At 70.6% G+C, this 16,017-nt stretch carries 19 protein-coding genes; 7 read left to right on the top strand and 12 right to left on the bottom strand.

Annotated features, from left to right (window positions below; translation table 11 throughout):
- Nucleotides 1-181: 181 nt before the first annotated feature.
- From GTW67_RS04220 to GTW67_RS04165, 12 genes are all read right to left on the bottom strand, one after another.
- Nucleotides 182-853, bottom strand: a complete 672-nt coding sequence (locus GTW67_RS04220; RefSeq protein WP_161163439.1) for a hypothetical protein — start codon at nt 851-853, stop codon at nt 182-184.
- A complete protein-coding gene (locus tag GTW67_RS04215) occupies nt 853-1,425 on the bottom strand; it encodes a hypothetical protein (protein ID WP_161163438.1) in 573 nt (190 codons plus the stop codon). Before GTW67_RS04215 ends, GTW67_RS04220 begins: the two co-directional genes overlap by 1 nt.
- 271 nt (nt 1,426-1,696) lie before the next feature.
- Nucleotides 1,697-4,117, bottom strand: coding sequence for a hypothetical protein (locus tag GTW67_RS04210; protein ID WP_161163437.1), 2,421 nt, complete (start codon nt 4,115-4,117; stop codon nt 1,697-1,699).
- Between the two features lie 89 nt (nt 4,118-4,206).
- The gene (locus GTW67_RS04205; protein WP_161163436.1) at nt 4,207-4,497 is read right to left on the bottom strand and encodes a hypothetical protein; all 291 of its coding nucleotides are present in this window, start codon (nt 4,495-4,497) and stop codon (nt 4,207-4,209) included.
- Nucleotides 4,494-4,841 (bottom strand): hypothetical protein, encoded by a 348-nt coding sequence (locus tag GTW67_RS04200; RefSeq protein ID WP_161163435.1) that lies wholly within the window; start codon nt 4,839-4,841, stop codon nt 4,494-4,496. Before GTW67_RS04200 ends, GTW67_RS04205 begins: the two co-directional genes overlap by 4 nt.
- A gap of 28 nt (nt 4,842-4,869) precedes the next feature.
- Complete coding sequence (locus GTW67_RS04195) at nt 4,870-5,280, bottom strand: hypothetical protein (protein WP_161163434.1); 411 nt, start codon at nt 5,278-5,280, stop codon at nt 4,870-4,872.
- A complete protein-coding gene (locus tag GTW67_RS04190; RefSeq protein WP_161163433.1) occupies nt 5,277-6,734 on the bottom strand; it encodes a hypothetical protein in 1,458 nt (485 codons plus the stop codon). The genes GTW67_RS04195 and GTW67_RS04190 overlap by 4 nt, the downstream gene beginning before the upstream one ends.
- Nucleotides 6,731-6,961, bottom strand: a complete 231-nt coding sequence (locus GTW67_RS04185) for a hypothetical protein (RefSeq protein WP_161163432.1) — start codon at nt 6,959-6,961, stop codon at nt 6,731-6,733. The genes GTW67_RS04190 and GTW67_RS04185 overlap by 4 nt, the downstream gene beginning before the upstream one ends.
- Nucleotides 6,958-7,761, bottom strand: a complete 804-nt coding sequence (locus GTW67_RS04180) for a hypothetical protein (RefSeq protein WP_161163431.1) — start codon at nt 7,759-7,761, stop codon at nt 6,958-6,960. The genes GTW67_RS04185 and GTW67_RS04180 overlap by 4 nt, the downstream gene beginning before the upstream one ends.
- Nucleotides 7,758-8,057: a hypothetical protein gene (locus tag GTW67_RS04175; RefSeq protein WP_161163430.1), complete on the bottom strand. Its 300-nt coding sequence runs from the start codon at nt 8,055-8,057 to the stop codon at nt 7,758-7,760. Before GTW67_RS04175 ends, GTW67_RS04180 begins: the two co-directional genes overlap by 4 nt.
- A complete protein-coding gene (locus tag GTW67_RS04170) occupies nt 8,054-8,227 on the bottom strand; it encodes a hypothetical protein (RefSeq protein WP_161163429.1) in 174 nt (57 codons plus the stop codon). The genes GTW67_RS04175 and GTW67_RS04170 overlap by 4 nt, the downstream gene beginning before the upstream one ends.
- On the bottom strand, nt 8,227-8,526 hold the full coding sequence (locus GTW67_RS04165; protein WP_161163428.1) for a hypothetical protein: 300 nt from the start codon (nt 8,524-8,526) through the stop codon (nt 8,227-8,229). Before GTW67_RS04165 ends, GTW67_RS04170 begins: the two co-directional genes overlap by 1 nt.
- Nucleotides 8,527-9,097: 571 nt before the next feature.
- Here GTW67_RS04165 and GTW67_RS04160 point away from each other — a divergent pair.
- From GTW67_RS04160 to GTW67_RS04130, 7 genes are all read left to right on the top strand, one after another.
- Nucleotides 9,098-9,886 (top strand): GntR family transcriptional regulator, encoded by a 789-nt coding sequence (locus GTW67_RS04160; RefSeq protein WP_161163427.1) that lies wholly within the window; start codon nt 9,098-9,100, stop codon nt 9,884-9,886.
- A gap of 41 nt (nt 9,887-9,927) precedes the next feature.
- A complete protein-coding gene (locus GTW67_RS04155) occupies nt 9,928-10,476 on the top strand; it encodes a UTRA domain-containing protein (RefSeq protein WP_346010555.1) in 549 nt (182 codons plus the stop codon).
- Nucleotides 10,477-10,570: 94 nt separating this feature from the next.
- Nucleotides 10,571-11,341, top strand: a complete 771-nt coding sequence (locus GTW67_RS04150) for a GntR family transcriptional regulator (RefSeq protein ID WP_161163425.1) — start codon at nt 10,571-10,573, stop codon at nt 11,339-11,341.
- Nucleotides 11,338-11,895 (top strand): GNAT family N-acetyltransferase, encoded by a 558-nt coding sequence (locus tag GTW67_RS04145; protein ID WP_161163424.1) that lies wholly within the window; start codon nt 11,338-11,340, stop codon nt 11,893-11,895. Before GTW67_RS04150 ends, GTW67_RS04145 begins: the two co-directional genes overlap by 4 nt.
- 884 nt (nt 11,896-12,779) lie before the next feature.
- On the top strand, nt 12,780-13,910 hold the full coding sequence (locus tag GTW67_RS36860) for a hypothetical protein (RefSeq protein ID WP_202436803.1): 1,131 nt from the start codon (nt 12,780-12,782) through the stop codon (nt 13,908-13,910).
- Between the two features lie 89 nt (nt 13,911-13,999).
- Nucleotides 14,000-15,403 carry a replicative DNA helicase gene (gene dnaB / locus GTW67_RS04135; RefSeq protein ID WP_161163423.1) on the top strand — a complete coding sequence of 468 codons (1,404 nt, stop codon included), beginning with the start codon at nt 14,000-14,002 and terminating at the stop codon, nt 15,401-15,403.
- A 115-nt stretch (nt 15,404-15,518) separates the two neighbouring features.
- Nucleotides 15,519-15,854, top strand: coding sequence for a hypothetical protein (locus GTW67_RS04130; protein ID WP_161163422.1), 336 nt, complete (start codon nt 15,519-15,521; stop codon nt 15,852-15,854).
- The last annotated feature ends 163 nt before the right edge of the window (nt 15,855-16,017 follow it).

Here is a 16,017-nt window from a genome sequence, read left to right as displayed (position 1 = left end):
CCTCGGTGTCCGTTTCGCGGCTCCCGGTCGGGGCCGCATCACCAGAATGCCAACTTTTTGTTGGCCTGTATATAGTTCGCCAACTTTTTGTTGGCAGATTCTTGTTAGGGCAGGTCAGAGCGGGTCAGCCCTGTTGGCACCAACAGGGCTGACCCGGGGAGGTTCGAGATTCTCGGTGCTGTCAGTCGTCGGAGTCGGTGTCGGTGCCGGTGTCGCGCATCTTGCGTTCGTGGCGACGGCCGCCGTACGCGCCGGCCTCCCTGACTCCGTCGCGGGCCAGGCCGACGCCTTCCTTGCCGAGGTCGGCGGCGGAACCGACGATGCTGGCGGCGGATCCGGCGACGGTGCCCGCGGCGGTCGCCGTGGCGGCGACGGCGTTGAAGAACGCGGCGGCCGCCCCGCCCCCGCCCCTGGGGGTGCGCTGCGGGGCCGCCTGACCCTTGCCGCCCTTGCCGCCGTTGGCCTGGGCGAATGCCCCGGCGGCCTTGCCGCCACCGGCCTTGGCTCCGGCTGCCGGGGCGCCGAAGGAGATGATCTGTACGTCGACGGCCTTGCCGGTGGGGAGCTTGCCTCGTACCCGGCCGGTCTTGTTCGGGGCGGCGAGGGCCTGGAGCTCCTCCTTGGTCACCGCCTCGACCTGGAAGGCGCACTCGGCGGGCCGGGCCTTGCGCCCGTCCTCGCCGCGCGGGCGGTGGGTCTGCCCGCAGCTGCCGAGCACCCCGGCCGGGGTGACGTAGAGCCGGATGACCGTGGTGCCCCAGCTGGGCCCGGATCCGCTCTCGGGGCAGCGGACCGGGGCGCCGCCGAAGTTGGGGGTGCCCTTGAAGACGATCTGCAGCGCTCCGGCGGCCATCAGTCCTGCTTCCAGGTGCCCTGGAGGGTGCCCTCGAAGGTGCCGGTCTTGGGCTTGCTGCCGCCCTTGGTGCCGCCGAGCAGGGCGCCGAGGATGACGCCGCCGACGACCACCGCGGCGATGAACTTCAGCGCGGTCAGAGTGGCGGCCCACAGCCCGGCGGCGGCGGCCGCGGCGCCCGCGCCGACTGCGGGCCCGTACAGCGCGGCGGCGGCGGCGACGGTTCCGCCGGCGGAGAGGTAGGCGACGGCCTTGATCTTGCGGGAGTTGGCCATCAGCCAGTCCGGCAGGCCGCGCCGCGCCGAGGGGGTCTTGGCGGGCAGGACAGCGGGGCCGGCGGCCGGAATCGGGGAGAGCGGGACCACCTCGTAGGAGACCTCGCTGCCGCCGTCGACGGTCGTGCGGTGGACGGTGCGCAGGGTGTATCCGGGGGGCGGAACCGGCACGGTCGGCGCGGCCGGGGCGGCGGCCACTCCCGGGGTGGGCTCGAAGGCCGATTCGAGGAGCTTGGCCTCCGCCAGGAGCTGGCGGACGTGCTCGGCGGTGGACTGGTCGACGGTGGACTCGCTCACGGGGCTTTCTCCTTCGGTCCGGGCGGTGGCGGGGGTGAAACGGTCGGCGGCGGGCATGATCGGCGGGTCTCCCTCGCGTGATCGTTTTGTGGTGGTTTGTGGATACGTCGCGGATTGCGACGCGATACGTCGTCGCAGGTCAGCGGTTACGACGGGGCTGCGATGAGGGGTGGTCCGATGCGACGCCGTCGCATGATCGGCGGCGGCGTCGCATCGGCGTCTCATGCGCTGACCAGGCACGACGCATCGCGTCGCATGGCCGTCGCATGGGTCATTCCGGGGCAATCCCGGCGGCTGCGCGGACGTCGGCGAGGAGGTAGCCGCGGCCCCTGGGGGCCACCGTCCACTCGCTGGTGGTCAGTTCGCGGTCGGTCCCGTCGAGGGCCTTGGCGATCTCCTCGGCGATCTTCTTGCCGCCCTGCCGGTTGTAGGTCGCCGTGGCGCCGTCGGCCTCCTCGTCGACGCCCAGGGCCTCGTAGCTGAAGGTCTCCGGGTCGAGGTCGGCCAGGAGTGGCAGCAGGTCGGCGGTGCGCAGCCGGTCGACGTCCCCGGCCTTGGCGAACGCGTCGAGCATGAGCGTGAGGACCGTGGTCCGCTCATCAAGCTCGGCGGTGTCGTCCAGGGCGCCCGGACGACCGGACCCGTTCGGGCCGCCCCCGCTCGACGACAGACCGGTGACGGCCATGAGGTAGTCCTCGATGGGGTCGGTGAACTGGCCCGGGGCCCGTCCGAGTTCCTCGCGCAGAGCGCGGCCGGCGGCGATGATGTCGGCCGCTCCGTCGTATTCCTCGTCCTCGATGAAGAAACTGCGGATCAGCTCGCCCGGGGCTCCGTCGATATCGACGATCGCGCCGCCGGGAATCGACTCCGGGATTTCATGTGCCCGCAGGCCCGCACCGGTGGCACCGTCCTTGAGGATCGCGTTCGTCTGGATCGGTCCGCCGGTCCTGGTGGCCACCCGCGCACCCGAGTTGGACTTGAATCCGCGCGGGATGGTGTTGGCGTCGGGGTCCTGTGTGATCACCGCGACCGTGATGTTCAGGGCGGCGGCGAACGCGCCCAGTTCTTCCAGCAGCTCGGCGATCCGGTCGGACGCCTTGATGGTGCGCCCTCCCTCTTCACGGTCGTCGCTCGGATCGGGAATCCGGACCGGCGAATTCGCGTACTGCTTGAATTCGTCGATGATGAGGATTTCCAGCGGGAACTGGTCCAGGTCCCGTTCACCGAATTTGGCGCGGGCCTGGTCCTCCAGGATTTCCTCTCGCCGGTACGCCTCGGCGAGCAGAGCCTCCATCAGGGCGATCAGGCGGATGGGCCTCCTTCCGAAGAAGGTTGCGCAGACCGGGGCGTAGCCGCGGTGCTCGCCCGGCTTGGCCCCGGCGACCAGGCGCAGGTTCACGCGCGGGTCCAGGCCCAGTCCGCAGAGCAGGTTGCGCAGCAGCATGCCCTTGCCGGTACGGCTCATCCCGCCCAGCAGCGCCATGACGTGCCGGAGCTTGAGGTAGATCGGCAGGCCGCGCCGGTTGAAGCCGATCAGGATGCCGCGCTTCCACACGTCGGTGCGCTCGGGGCTGTCCACCAGCGGGGAGGTGCGGGGCGTGGCGAAGGGGTCGGCGGTGCAGTACCAGAAGGACACCCGGTTCGCGGAGCCGTCCTTGCGGATGTCGAGCCAGCGCTCCTCGATGTCGAGCGCGCCCGCGATGGCCTCCTTCTTGGCCATGAGCTGGGAGAACGTGACCTCCTTGGGGAGGCGGAACCGTGCTTCGACGCCGTTGATCTCGGCGGCGCGGATCGGCTCCAGGAGGCGGATCTCCTGGTCCTCCTTGAGGACCTTCGCCGTACGCAGAACGTCGTTCAGCATGGCGTCGGTGAGCGGGGGGTGCTCGCCGCCGGCACCGTCGGGCAGGGCGAAGGCCGCGGTCAGGGGCTGGTCGGGGTTGCGGCGCTTGTGCTCGCGCAGCCCCATGGCGGAGAGGATGCCGAGCAGGAGCATGGCGGCCGGGGAGGCGGCGAGCAGGCCGTAGACGTCGGCGACGGCGACGGCGCCCGCGACGACGGTGAGGACTGCGGTGCTCGCGCCGACGAGCAGCGGCTCGCGGCGGCGGGCCCGGGCGTACTCCAGGCGCTCCTCGCGCAGCGCGGCGACGATGTCGGGCGCCAGGTTCTTACGGCGGGCCGTGTCGACCATGTCCGCGTACTCCTGGGCGGTGTAGTAGTGCCAGCCGTCGCGGGCACCGGCCATCACGCCGAGCCCGGACAGCCGGGACAGCCGCCAGGCGTAGACGTGGGAGTGTCCGGCGTGCCGGGCGAGGCCGTGCAGGAAGACCCGCTTGCGGTGCGCCCACACGGCGGAGTCGAAGGTGCCCGCCGGAAAGGCGTCCTGCCAGTTCCAGCCGTCCGAGGACGGCCGGGGGGCGGGAACCGGGGCGGCGCCCTCGTGCTCCTGGTCCTCGTCGTCCTCGAAGACGAGCCCGCCGACCACCGTTGCGGCGGGCGGCACCGGGAGGGGGATCTCGTGCTCGCTGCCGGTGGTGGCGTCCGCCATTCCGGCGCGGGTGCCGCGTACCTGCAGGCGGGCCATCTTCTCCAGCAGGTCCTGCCGATCGGGGTCGGCGAACAGGCTGGAGAGGTCGTCGGGGACTCGCTCGTCGTCGGAGCCGCCGGGGGTGGACTCGGGGGAGATGTCCGTCATGCTGAGTTTCCTCGCTCTCTGGTTCAGGGGGTGGAGGGGTGCGGGGCCCGGTGCCGGCCAAAGCTGCCGGGCCCCGCGATTCAGCGGTGCTACTTCTTGTCGGCCTTCGCCTTCGCCTTGGCGGCGGCCTTCTCGGCCTTGACCCGGCGGCGGGCGGCGCCTTCCTTCTGCGCCCGGGCCATCGCGGCCAGGGCCTGCGGGCCGTAGAGCCCGACGATGACCAGTCCGCCACCGGCAAGCAGGCCGGTGATCCAGGTGAACGTCAGCATCGGCGTGATGCCGGGGACGCCCCGCCAGATGACGACGAAGGTCGCGGCCGGGACGAGCACCGCCAGGCGCCAGGGCATCCGGCGGGAAATCTTGGCGTCGGAAGCGCTCACTGGGTGATCTCCTTCGGGGTCGTGTTCACGTCGTTGTTGTGGTCGACCGTGCTGATGAGGCCGCCGCAGCCCTCGCAGACCAGCAGCGGGCGGCCCCGGACCAGGAAGCGGACCTGGGTCATCCACGGCTCGGGGAGGGTGACCACCGCTCCGGCGGCCAGCAGGCCGAAGACGATCGCGGCGGACATCGCCGCCGAGGAGCTGGTGTCGTACGGGAGGGTGTAGCCGTGTCGCCAGGCCCAGCCGCCGGCGGCCGATCCGGCCCACAGGGCGAGCAGCATGTGGGCCATGCCGACGGCGAGGGAGGCGGCGTAGCGGGCGCCTCGGACGATGCGCTGCTTCATGTGCGGTCCTTTCCGGGAGTCGGGCGGCTCAAGCCGCGTCACGCTGTTCAGACAGGGTTGGACCTGTTGGGCCCAACAGGTCTGATGGGAAGAGGGCGTTCTCGTCGGCGAGGAGCGCGGCCTTGTTGCGGGCCTCGCGGTCGGCCGCCGCCCGGTTGCGGCGGCGGCCGAAGCAGGCGCGGCACAGGACCATGACCTTCTCGACGGGCAGGCCGATCGCGTCCCGGTCGGAGACCTCCGGGTCGATCGGGACCACCAGGAGCGGGGCGCGGTGCTCGCCCTGCTCCATGCAGCGGTGCCCGGTCTTGTGGCTGCGGGGCTTATCCGCGTCGGCCAGGCCGCAGTTCCCGGGCAGGAGCAAGTTGCACTCGCAGTGCCCGTCACTGCGTCCCACCGCCGCCTCGTAGACGGTTCCGGCTAACGCCTGGGGAACACTCACCGGTCGATTCCCCTCTCCGCCAGAACCTGGGCCAGGTAGTCCTTCGCGGTTCCCGGGCGGCACCCGAGGTGCCGGGCCGCCTGCCGGTTGGAGGGGTAGCGGCGGAGGTCCTTGCCGTCCTCGGCGGCCTCGTCGACAAGGGCGCGGGTCTTGGCGAGCCGGTCGTTCACGACCGTTTCCCGGACCTCGGCCTGTGCCTCGTCCGCCTGCTTCCCGTCCTCCTCTTCGGGTGTGTCCGGGGAGGGGTCCGGAAGCGGGTCCTGGCCTTGCGGGAAGCGGGTTGTGGCGGTTTCGCTTCCCGTCCGCGAGAACGGCGTCCAGGTGTCCAGGGGGTGCACCGGGACGCGGTGGGCGATCCACTGTCCGTCGAGCCCGGGAACCGCGAGGGCGACCGGGAGGTACGGAGCCGGGATCATCTCGGACGCGTCCTCGGGCACAGGTTCGGGAACCGTTTCCGGCTCCGGCTCGACGGCGGCGGGAACCACCGCGACCGCAGCGGGCGCGGTCCGCGAGAACCGGGTGCGTCCGTCCCAGGACTCAGCCTGGGCCCGGCGGAACTGCGCCCGGCGCGAGGCGCGGATCTCGCGGATCGACGGCTCACCGGGAGCCGCTCCGTTGCTCCGCTCCCACGCCTTGACGTACGCGCGCTCCAGGCTGATCCCGGTGTTGTCGGCGATCCGGCGGGCGCGGCGCACGAGGATCGGGTGCCGGCGCGAGAGGCGCTTCCACCGGGCGATGTCCTCGGCGCTGCGGCCGGAGACGGTGGCCCGCTTGGAGCGCATCACCACCGCCCACAGGATCAGCGCGGCGAGCGAGGCCCCGGCGTACGCGCACGCCCGGTAGATCCCGGGCGCCGAGTCGTCCTCGACCAGGTGGCCGAAGCCGTTGATCGCGGCGGCGATGACGCCTGTGGCCCAGGTCGCCCGCATCAGCCACCGGTACGGGCGCTTCTGCTCGATCGCCTGGCCGGTGAGCCCGGCGAACGTCAACGTCATGCCCTCGGTGAGGACGGGGACACCGGCGGCGGCCCAGCCCATTCCGAGGTGCGCGGCCGCCCCGGCCTGGCCGGTCCAGCCGACCACCAGGGAGACCAGCACGACGGGCAGGCCCCACAGCGGCATGTGGTGGGAGAGGCGGACCACCATCGCGTCCATCCGGGCCTTGCGGTCCTTGCGGCGCTTGGCCCGCAGCTTCTGCCGCTCACCCTTCTTCTGCAGGGCGAGAGCGACCTTGGCGTTGTGCGCCTCGGTCTCCATCCGCTTCTTGTGCTCGCGCTCGCGGCGCCGCTCCTCGCCCTGCTCGCGCCGGTCGGCGCGGTCCTCGGTGCGGCGGGCCTGCAGGTTGGCCCGCTTCTCCTCGCCCCGGCTGCCCGGGATCGGGGTCTTGCCGAACGGCGGCTCGTTCGGGTCCTGGCCGTTGACGGGGGCGGGGGTTTCCGTGCTGTACGTCGTCATCGGGTGATGGCCTCCTTCCGGATCGTGGCGGTGTGGGCGAGGTGGATGAGGGCGGCGGTCCGCAGGGCGGAGCGGAAGGCGCGGCGCAACGGCCGGCCCCGGCGGGCGCGGGTGACCCGGGCCGCCGGGCGGGCGGCACCGAGCTCGGCGAGCACCGTGTAGGAGTCGTAGTCGGCGCCGGTCCAGTCGTCCCGGACGCCCCGGCGGATCCTCAGCGCGGCGCTCATGCGACCGCTCCCTTCGTCTCGGTGTCGGCGCCGTTCTCGGGGCCGTGGGTGTCGATGCCGAACAGCTCGGCGTGGCGCAGCAGCAGGGCGGAGACCTCGCGGACCGAGGCTCGCGGGCTGCGGCCGGACAGCGCCATGGCGATCTCGGTGACCGCCTCGGTCACCGCGACGCGGTGGAACGCGTAGGTCAGGGACTCGGCGGTGAGCGCGGCCGCGGCGGTCTCGGTGTCCTTCATCGCCGTGTCGCGCTGGGCCCGGACGGCCTCCAGTTCGCGGGCCTCGTCGAGCTGCTCCAGCGCCGGTCGCTCCAGGCGCTCCAGCAGGAACTCAATCTCGCTCGCGTTCGCCGGGGAGGGCAGCGGCGTCGGCGTGGCCTGCTTGATCTTCCAGCCCAGCGGGTCGGTGTCGTCCGGGGTCGGGCACGGCAGCCAGACACCGTCCGGGAACGGGGTGGCGGCCAGGGCGGCCTTCCGGTCGCGGTGCGTGCTGTGCACGTTGCCCTGGTGCATGACCACGTCGAGCGGGGCGTCGGCCGCGTCGAAGGCGTACTTCGTCGCGGTGAGCAGCAGCTCGATCAGGCGGTGCATGTCGGAGCCCCGGGTCTCGGCGGCCTCCAGCTCGACCCGCAGATCGTGGGCCTCGCTGGACAGTCGCTGCAGCTGCTCGACGTCGTCGGCCTGGTCCGCCTCGAAGGCGGCGACCGCGGCTTCGGCGTTCTCGAGGTCCGCCTCCAGGGCCGAGGCGAGTTCGGCGCCCTCCTGGAGAGCGCGCAGGTTCTTGGTGCGGATCATCCGGATCATGCGGCGGTCTCCCTGGAGTCGGAGGGGGAGGGGGAGGCGTTGCGGAGGTGCTGGTCGACCAGGCGGTGCAGCAGGCGGGCGGTCACGGCGAGCGCGGCCAGCCAGAACAGGGCCTTGGTGACGGTGGCGACGGCGGTGACCAGCGCGGTCAGCGCGTCGAGGAGGACCGTTCCGGAGCCGTAGGCCAGCACCGCGAGGAGCGGCACCAGGAGCAGGAGCATCGGCGACGGCATCCGGCTCGTGAGGTCGAGGCCGGCACGGAACAGGTCGCGTAAGGCGGAGGCGAAGTTCTTCATGCCTGCCCCCCGCTCCCGAAGGCGGCGATCTTCTCGATCGACTCCTCCCACTCGGCGGCCGCGCGGAGCCGGGACAGCGTCTCCGTGTCGCGGGTCGACCACTCGGCGGGGTTCGAGCTGAGGCGCTCCAGGACGTCGGCCAGGAGCTCGCGGGTGGTGGTGTCCTGCATCAGGCCACCGCCCCAAGGTCGAAGTCGACGAGGCCGGCGGCGAACTCCAGCTCGTCGAGCTCCTCCAGGAGGACGACGGCAAGCTCGGCGCGGTGGCCGACGTGCTCGGGCCAGACGAAGCCGGTCGCGACCATGTCGGCGAAGGCGTCCTCGCGGGCCCGGCGGGCGAAGTCGCCCTCGGTGCCGACGACCGGACCGAGGATCAGGTCGACGTCGACGCCGAGGATCTGCGACGCGTCGGTGCGGAGCTTGATGGCCTCGGCGAGGGTGCCGGCGGCCGGGTCGGGGATACTGATCATTGCGGGTCCACTCCTGTCGTGAGCTGGATTCCGAAGTGGCCCCGGGGGTGTCCAACCACCTGATCCGGGGCCGCGCCCATTCGGGCGGGAGGGTTGTCGTGTGCGGCCAGACGGCCACGGCCTCGGCACATCCGTACGGGCATGCGCCGGGCCGAATCTGTCTGGACGTTCACCTCGCGCTGGCGGCCCACATGGCCATCTGACCTGCGCAAAGGGTTGCTCTGTTCCTCATAGCTCTCTGTTGAGTTCTTCCTGGTCCACCTGGGCTCGGTACAGCTCCGAGAAGGTCCGGTGGCGCCGTTTTTGACATGGCTGTGCCGTCAACGACCAGCACGGTTCTCCTGGCCGTTCCCACTTCCTATCGGAAGCTGATGGAGACGTTAGACCCGTACGGATCTCCCGTCAACAGCTTCCGATAGGAAGTTGCGACCCCCGTCGCCACCCTGTGCTCACGGGTCACTACGGCTGACCTGATGAATAATCCCGGTTTTTTTCCCCGCGTCAACCAGCGCCGTGCGTTAATACCGGAATTAAGGTTGGATGGCCGCCAGGCCACAGGAAGGGAGGCTCCATGGCATCGCCACGGTGGAAACAGCTCACCGACGAGATCGCGGGCGAGATCGCCCAGGGCGTGTATCCGCCCGGCTCGAAGCTGCCGAAGATCGCCGACCTGGTCGCCGCCGGGCGCGGCTCGCGGACCACGATCCAGCGGGCCTACAGCGAGCTGACCGAGCGCGGCCTGACCATCGGCATCCAGAAGCTGGGGACGGTCGTGTCGCCGATCTTGGGGAAGATCCACAGGGACGGAACCGGGCGCTACATGCAGGTCGCCCGGGAGCAGAACGGCGCACGCGGCGCCTTCGGTGCCGAGATCGAGCGCCTGGGGATGACACCGGGCAGCACGCCCACGGTCAGCCGCGGAAGGCCGCCGGCCCACGTCGCCGAGCTGCTCGACATCGAAAATGACCTCCCGGAACCCGTACTGATCCGGACGCGGGTCATGACCGCGAACGAAATCGTCGTGCAGCTGGCCACCAGCTACTTCCCGGGCGACATCGCGTTCGGGAGCCAGCTGGAGCAGCGGGACACCGGCCCTGGGGGGTCGAAGTCCCGGCTGGAGGAGCTAGGGCACGGTCAGCGGACGATCACCGAGACGATCAACGTCCGCTCGCCCAGTGCGGAGGAGGCCAGCACCCTGGCCATCCCTGCGGAGCGCCAGGTGTACGAGATCACCCATGTGGCCCGCAGCGCGGAAGGGCGGGCCGTCGAGGTCTGCGTGCACGTCGTGTCAACGACGCTGTGGACGCTGACTTACACCTGGCCGATCGACCCGCCGGATGCAGCCAGCGATCCGGCGTGACCCACCACCGAGACCACGAGACGAAGGATGGATTCACCACCGTGAGCACCGAAAAGATCGTGCGCGATTCCTCGACCCGCTACCTGCGCGCCCGCCGGGAGGAGGGCGCCTCGCGCGGTGCGTTCGACACCGAGATCAGGAGGCTGGGCGGCACCCCCCGCGTCGAGACGGACGTCGAGCGCGCTGCAGCCCCGGAGACCGTCGCCGCGATTCTCGGCGTCGAGGCCGGCACCGAGACGGCCGCCCGCAAGCGCCGGATGTTCAGCGACGACCGCCTGGTGCAGCTGGCCGACTCGTACATCCCGCTCGACGTCGCCGAGGCCGCCGGGATTGAGCAGCCCGACCCGGGCAAGGGCGGGATCATCTCGCGCATGGCGGAGGCGGGCTTCGAACAGAGCGAGGTCACCGAGGAAATCCAGCAGCACCCGGCGAACAAGGCGGAGGCCGCAGCGCTTGGGGTCGAGGCCAACACCCTGCTGCTCCGCATCATTCACGTCGGCCGTACCACCGAAGGCCGCGCCGTCGAGGTGACCGTGCACACGCTGGCTCCCGACGCCTGGGTCCTGCGCTACAGCGTGCCGACCAGCTGATACACGCCCGAACGGGGCCGCTCAGTCAGCCGTTGATCGATTGAGCGGCCCCACCCCATTACTTCCTATCGGAAGTTGCGCTAGGGTTCCCGCCATGACCACGAAACCGGCTACGGCCAAGTCGATCGCGGAATCCTTCCGCGCCCGGATCGCCTCCGGTGATCTGCAGCCGGGCGACAAGTTGCCCAGCACCAAGAACATCGCGGCGCAGTTCGGTGCCAGCGAGCTCGTCGTGTACCGGGCCATCACCCAGCTCAAGGAGTCCGGCCACGTCGTCGCACGTCAGGGAGCGGGCGCATTCGTCCGGATCTACAACCCGCTGCTCTGGAACCCCGGCGAGTACGAGCGGGGGGAACGGTCCGACGACCCGGTCACCAACACGGACGACTGGAAGGCTCAGGTCCGAGCGCAGGGCCGGGAGCCCGAACAGGGCATCCCCCAGGTCTCGACCGAACCGGCCCCGAAGGACATTGCGGGCTGGCTCGGCCTGGACCCGGAGACGCCCGTCGTCGCCCGCCGGCGGCTCCGCCTCGTAGACGGTGAGCCCTGCCAGTTGGCTGACTCATGGTTCCCCGTGCACATCGCTGAGGGCACCCCCCTCATGGACGAGCGGGACGTGACGATGAAGGGCGGCATCCTCGCCGCAACGGGAAATCCGCAGCACCGCATCCGCGACGAGCTCGACATCCGGATGCCCACCGGTACCGAGATCGAGCGCCTCCACCTGCAGAACCTGCCGGGCACACCGGTCTGTCAGCACGCCCGAATCGGCTACGGCGCCGACGGCACCCCGATCCGCGTGATGGTCACGATCGCCCCCGGCGACCGCAACCGGATCATCTACGAATTGGAGATCGACCGGTGATCCTTCGGCCTGCAACCACATCTGATGTCGACGACCTGATGGCGTTGCGCATCGAGGCAGAGGGCTGGCTGGCCGCCGCCGGAATCGACCAGTGGCGGAACCCTCAGACGCGCGGTCCGGCCCTGGCCAAGTGGATGGCTGACATCGAGGCGGGCCGCACCTGGGTCGTCGAGGACCATCAAGCCGTGCTCGCCACGGTGACGCTCGCCCCGGCCGACATGGACTTCTGGCGGGAGAACGACCTCCCCGACACCGCCGTCTACGTGGCGAAGCTCATCACCTCGCGGGCCGCGAAGGGCAGCAACCTCGGCGGTCGCCTCCTCGACTGGGTTGGCCGCCAGGCCCGGGAGCAGGGCAAGCCGTGGGTCCGGTTGGACTGCTGGCGCGACAACGTCGCGCTGCAGCAGTTCTACCTGCGCGAAGGCTTCGAGCACGTTCGCACAGAGGCGCCCGCCCACCGGCTGTCCGGATGGATGGGTCAACGGCCGGCCTCCGTGGTTCGCCACCCGGACGCCTTGCTGACCAGCACCGACGCGCCGGAAGTGACGAGCTGACCGTGCCGACCGTGCCGAGGGAGGAAGATGTGCACCGCGAAACGCGAACAGGCCCCCGTGGGGGCCTGCCGGTCGCAACGTCGGTGTGTGGAAGCCCGACGCGCGATCAAGCACCTGACAAGGAGGTGCCTGCAATGCGTTGCAGGCTACGCGTACCCACCGACAGTGGGCCAACAGGACACGGGGACACGCCGATGGCGACCCGTGCTTCCCGCGTGGCGGGACGCCTCCGCAAGTTCTCTCCCGGAGAACGGGATCTCGGAGTATTCGCGCCGGAAACCCGGTACAACACCACACCGGCGTCCGGCACGATCACCGGATGCGATCACGCTCCATACCAGCTCACCACCGGTTTCCCCAACCGGCGATTGGACTCCACCATGTTCGCCATGACCGCCCGCGCCCCGTAACGCCAAGGGCCGCCCCTGCGCCAACAGGAGCGGCCCTCAACTCAACAACTTGACTCAGCCTTCGGCCCACTACAGCCACAACTTCTGAGTCGTACGTCGGCGGTAACGCCGGGCTCCCGACCCTGTCGGGCCCGGTCACCATCGACCAGGGTAACCGCCCTGATGGCCTTTACGCAGCACCGCTCGTAGGCCCGTCCGGTTACCTGGTGATGATCACCGACGTGCGGCTCTCTACCCCGAATGGGAGAGATCGCACCCCATGCACCACCGGATGCACCAGCGCCACCGGCTCGCCTCCGCGGAGCCCGCGACGGTAACCGTCGCGGCCGCGTACGAAGACGCCGTGATGACTACAGATTGCTTTGAAGCCCGTTTGACCTGCCCCGATGGGGGTGTCCGCTTTGGCGCATACAACGGCCGCGTGACTACTACGAACGACGTCTCGTCCGCCCAGGCCGCCGTGGCGGTGACCCGATGACGACCTCTCCCGACCTGATGGACGACGGCGCCGACGAGGAGTTCGAGCTCATCGGCACCCTCAACGACTACTGGACGCACACGCAGGTGCGCGACTGGGTGCTGCTGCTGCCGGACATGACCCGGACCGCCCTGCACCTGTACATGGTCCTGCGGGCGATGCTCCGTGAGAACGTCCGGCGCAAGGGCGGCGGTCTGCGCCGGATGTCGCTGGACCAGCTCTGCTACCTCCTGCCGGGCGTGAACAAGAAGCCGTGCAGCCCGACCATGGTCAAGGACGCGTTGAAGCTGCTCGCCGAGCTCAACCTCGTCGTGAACCCCGAGGACGGGCACCTGGTGAAGTCGACGGGCAAGGGCGGGATCCAGAACGCCTTCCGCACGTACCAGGTCAATGAGCTGCCGCCGGACGCGTACGTGGGCTGGCGCAACGTCTGGGACAAGCTCGACGCGTACACGCCGGACTGGCGGGAGAACCCGCCGGAGCCTCCGCTGCACACCCGCCGCGGCGACCAGGTCGTGCAGACGTCCGCCGGCAGTCCGGCTCCGGCGGCCGCGCAGCCGGAGGAGCCGAAGCCGGACGCCCCGGCGAAGCAGGCCCCGGCGGCCAAGAAGGCCCCGGCGAAGAAGGCCGCCCCGAAGAAGACGGCGCCCAAGAAGGCCGCGCCGCCGAAGAAGGACCAGGAGGACGGCGGGGACGACGTGCCCGCCGACACCTCGGCGGCGAAGCCGGTGGTGGACGCCTGGGCCCACGGCATGAAGGCCGGCGGGCGCCCGTTCCTGCCCAAGCGCGCCAAGCTGATCGCCACCGAGGCCGCCGAGCTCCTGGAGGCCGGGGCCGACGTCGACCACCTGTGCCGGGTGGCTGAGTGGATGGGCCGGATGAAGCCCACCTGGAAGGTCCTGGAAGACGCGATGACCTGGCCCGAGGCTCCGCAGCCGTCGGTGCCCGGGCAGCGGTCGGGCCGCCCGGCCCCTGAGATGTGCGAGCACCACCCGGCCTTCGAGGCCGGTGACTGCCCGCAGTGCCGTCTCGCCGAGCGCGAGCGGCGACAGCGCGGTGCGTCCGAGCCTGACTCGATCGACGGTGCCGGACTGCTGGCCCGGCTGCGCGCCGGTCAGCCCGCGTGACCCCCGCACCACCCCGTTCCGAACACACCTGTGGCGGCCGCTCCCGTCAAGAACCAGCCGCCACAGAAGACCTCACCAAGGAGATCCGTATGACTATCGTCGCACCTCAGTCCGCCCCTGACGACGAGTACGCCCGCTCCGGCCGGGACGGTTTCGACCGCGTCCCGCCGAACGACATCGACGCCGAGCAGTCCACGCTCGGCGGCCAGCTGCTGAGCAAGGACGCCATCGCCGACGTCCTCGACACCCCGATGCAGCAGCGGGACTACTACCGTCCCGCGCACGAGACGATCCAGGCCGCGATCCTCTTCCTGTACGGCAAGGGCGAGCCGGTCGACCCGATCACGGTCGCCGCCGAGCTGACCAAGCGCGGTGACATCGCCAAGGTCGGCGGCGCCCCGTACCTGCACACCCTGGTCCAGACGGTGCCGACGGCGGCGAACGCCTCGTACTACGCCGAGATCGTCCACGAGCGGGCCGTGCGCCGTCGCCTGATCGAGGCCAGCACGCGGATCACGCAGGTCGCCTACTCCGGCGAGGGCGACATCGACGACGTCCGCAGCGCGGTGGAGGCCGAGGTCCTCGACGCCCTGGCGACCCGTGAGCAATCCGCCGGCTACGCGTACGTCCGCGAGGACGTGCCCGACTTCTGGGACCAGCTCGACGCCCGGATGAAGGGCACCGGCAAGATGACCGGCATCCCCACGGGCTTCCTCGACCTGGACGCGATGACCAACGGTCTGCAGCCCGGCCAGCTCATCGTCATCGGCGCCCGCCCGGCCATGGGTAAGTCGACCCTCGCCCTGGACATCGCCCGCTCCGCCTCGATCAAGCACGGCCTGACCTCGGCGTTCTTCTCCCTGGAGATGGGCCGCGCCGAGATCACCCAGCGCCTCTACAGCGCCGAGTCGCGGGTGGCGCTGCACCACATCCGGGCCGGGTCGGTCACCGAGGAGGACCTGGACCGGATGGCGAAGCGCACGCCCGACATCGAGGGCGCCCCGCTGATCGTGGACGACTCCCCGAACCTGTCGCTCACCGAGATCCGCTCGCGGGCCCGGCGCATCAAGCAGGCCAAGGGCGGCCTCGACCTGCTGATCGTGGACTACCTCCAGCTCATGCAGTCCGGCACCGCCGGCCGTCGCCAGGAGAACCGTCAGCAGGAGGTCTCCGACATGTCCCGCAACCTCAAGCTGCTGGCCAAGGAGCTGGAGATCCCGGTCATCGCCCTGTCCCAGCTCAACCGCGGCCCCGAGCAGCGCACCGACAAGCGCCCGCAGATCAGCGAGTTGCGCGAGTCCGGCTCGATCGAGCAGGACGCGGACATGGTGATCCTGCTGCACCGCGAGGACGCGTACGAGAAGGAGTCGGCCCGTGCGGGGGAGGCCGACCTGATCGTGGCCAAGCACCGCAACGGGCCGACGTCCACCGTCACGGTCGCCTTCCAGGGCCACTACTCGCGGTTCGTCGACATGGCGGCCGACGTTTCCTGACCGAAAATCGAACCTGCGTACGAATCAAAGCGGGATGTTCGTGAGGAACCGGCGGCCCGAGGACTTCGGGTCCGTCGGCATGTGAGGGTTCAGGACCGACATGAAGGAGGGGCACGTGGCTGAGGAGCCGGAGTTCTCGACGACGGTGCGGCACACGAAGACGGCGGCGGACGTCGTGCTGGTGCCGGGGGAGGTCGTGGACGACGCGAGGCTGTCGCTGGCCGACCTGGGCCTGTACGTGAAGTTCACCCAGTGGTCCGGTCGCCTCGCCGAGGTCGACCTGGACCAGATGGTGACCGGCCTGCTGGATCTCCCGTTCGGCGACCGGGTCGACGTCGACGAGGCGGGCCTGCGTGCCGGGTTCCAGCGGCTGATCGACGCGGGCCTCCTGCAGGTGCGTACGGCCAGGGAGAAGGCGGCCCAGGACCGGAAGGACCACGGCCAGTTCTAGGCCGCGACGTTGTCCGCTCCGGCTGTCACTGTGACCCTCGTAGTCACACACCGGCTCCGCCCCCGGCACACCTCCGTGCCGGGGGCGCTGTCGTTCCCGCCCGGCGGCCGGCGGCGCCCCGGGAGCGGGGGGCCGGTGGACCGCTCGCCGGAAAAACGGCCAT

Source organism: Streptomyces sp. SID5910 (assembly GCF_009862125.1).
In the GTDB taxonomy this organism is placed as follows: domain Bacteria; phylum Actinomycetota; class Actinomycetes; order Streptomycetales; family Streptomycetaceae; genus Streptomyces.
This window is presented reverse-complemented; position numbering and strand designations above follow the sequence as displayed.

What these genes read in the sequence shown, in the direction of transcription:
- GTW67_RS04220 (WP_161163439.1), bottom strand. Translation starts at nt 853, where the DNA reads ATGGCCGCCGGAGCGCTGCAGATCGTCTTCAAGGGCACCCCCAACTTC.
- GTW67_RS04210 (WP_161163437.1), bottom strand. Translation starts at nt 4,117, where the DNA reads ATGACGGACATCTCCCCCGAGTCCACCCCCGGCGGCTCCGACGACGAG.
- GTW67_RS04200 (WP_161163435.1), bottom strand. Translation starts at nt 4,841, where the DNA reads ATGAAGCAGCGCATCGTCCGAGGCGCCCGCTACGCCGCCTCCCTCGCC.
- GTW67_RS04190 (WP_161163433.1), bottom strand. Translation starts at nt 6,734, where the DNA reads ATGACGACGTACAGCACGGAAACCCCCGCCCCCGTCAACGGCCAGGAC.
- GTW67_RS04185 (WP_161163432.1), bottom strand. Translation starts at nt 6,961, where the DNA reads ATGAGCGCCGCGCTGAGGATCCGCCGGGGCGTCCGGGACGACTGGACC.
- GTW67_RS04180 (WP_161163431.1), bottom strand. Translation starts at nt 7,761, where the DNA reads ATGATCCGGATGATCCGCACCAAGAACCTGCGCGCTCTCCAGGAGGGC.
- GTW67_RS04175 (WP_161163430.1), bottom strand. Translation starts at nt 8,057, where the DNA reads ATGAAGAACTTCGCCTCCGCCTTACGCGACCTGTTCCGTGCCGGCCTC.
- GTW67_RS04170 (WP_161163429.1), bottom strand. Translation starts at nt 8,227, where the DNA reads ATGCAGGACACCACCACCCGCGAGCTCCTGGCCGACGTCCTGGAGCGC.
- GTW67_RS04165 (WP_161163428.1), bottom strand. Translation starts at nt 8,526, where the DNA reads ATGATCAGTATCCCCGACCCGGCCGCCGGCACCCTCGCCGAGGCCATC.
- GTW67_RS04160 (WP_161163427.1), top strand. Translation starts at nt 9,098, where the DNA reads ATGGCATCGCCACGGTGGAAACAGCTCACCGACGAGATCGCGGGCGAG.
- GTW67_RS04150 (WP_161163425.1), top strand. Translation starts at nt 10,571, where the DNA reads ATGACCACGAAACCGGCTACGGCCAAGTCGATCGCGGAATCCTTCCGC.
- GTW67_RS36860 (WP_202436803.1), top strand. Translation starts at nt 12,780, where the DNA reads ATGACGACCTCTCCCGACCTGATGGACGACGGCGCCGACGAGGAGTTC.
- dnaB (WP_161163423.1), top strand. Translation starts at nt 14,000, where the DNA reads ATGACTATCGTCGCACCTCAGTCCGCCCCTGACGACGAGTACGCCCGC.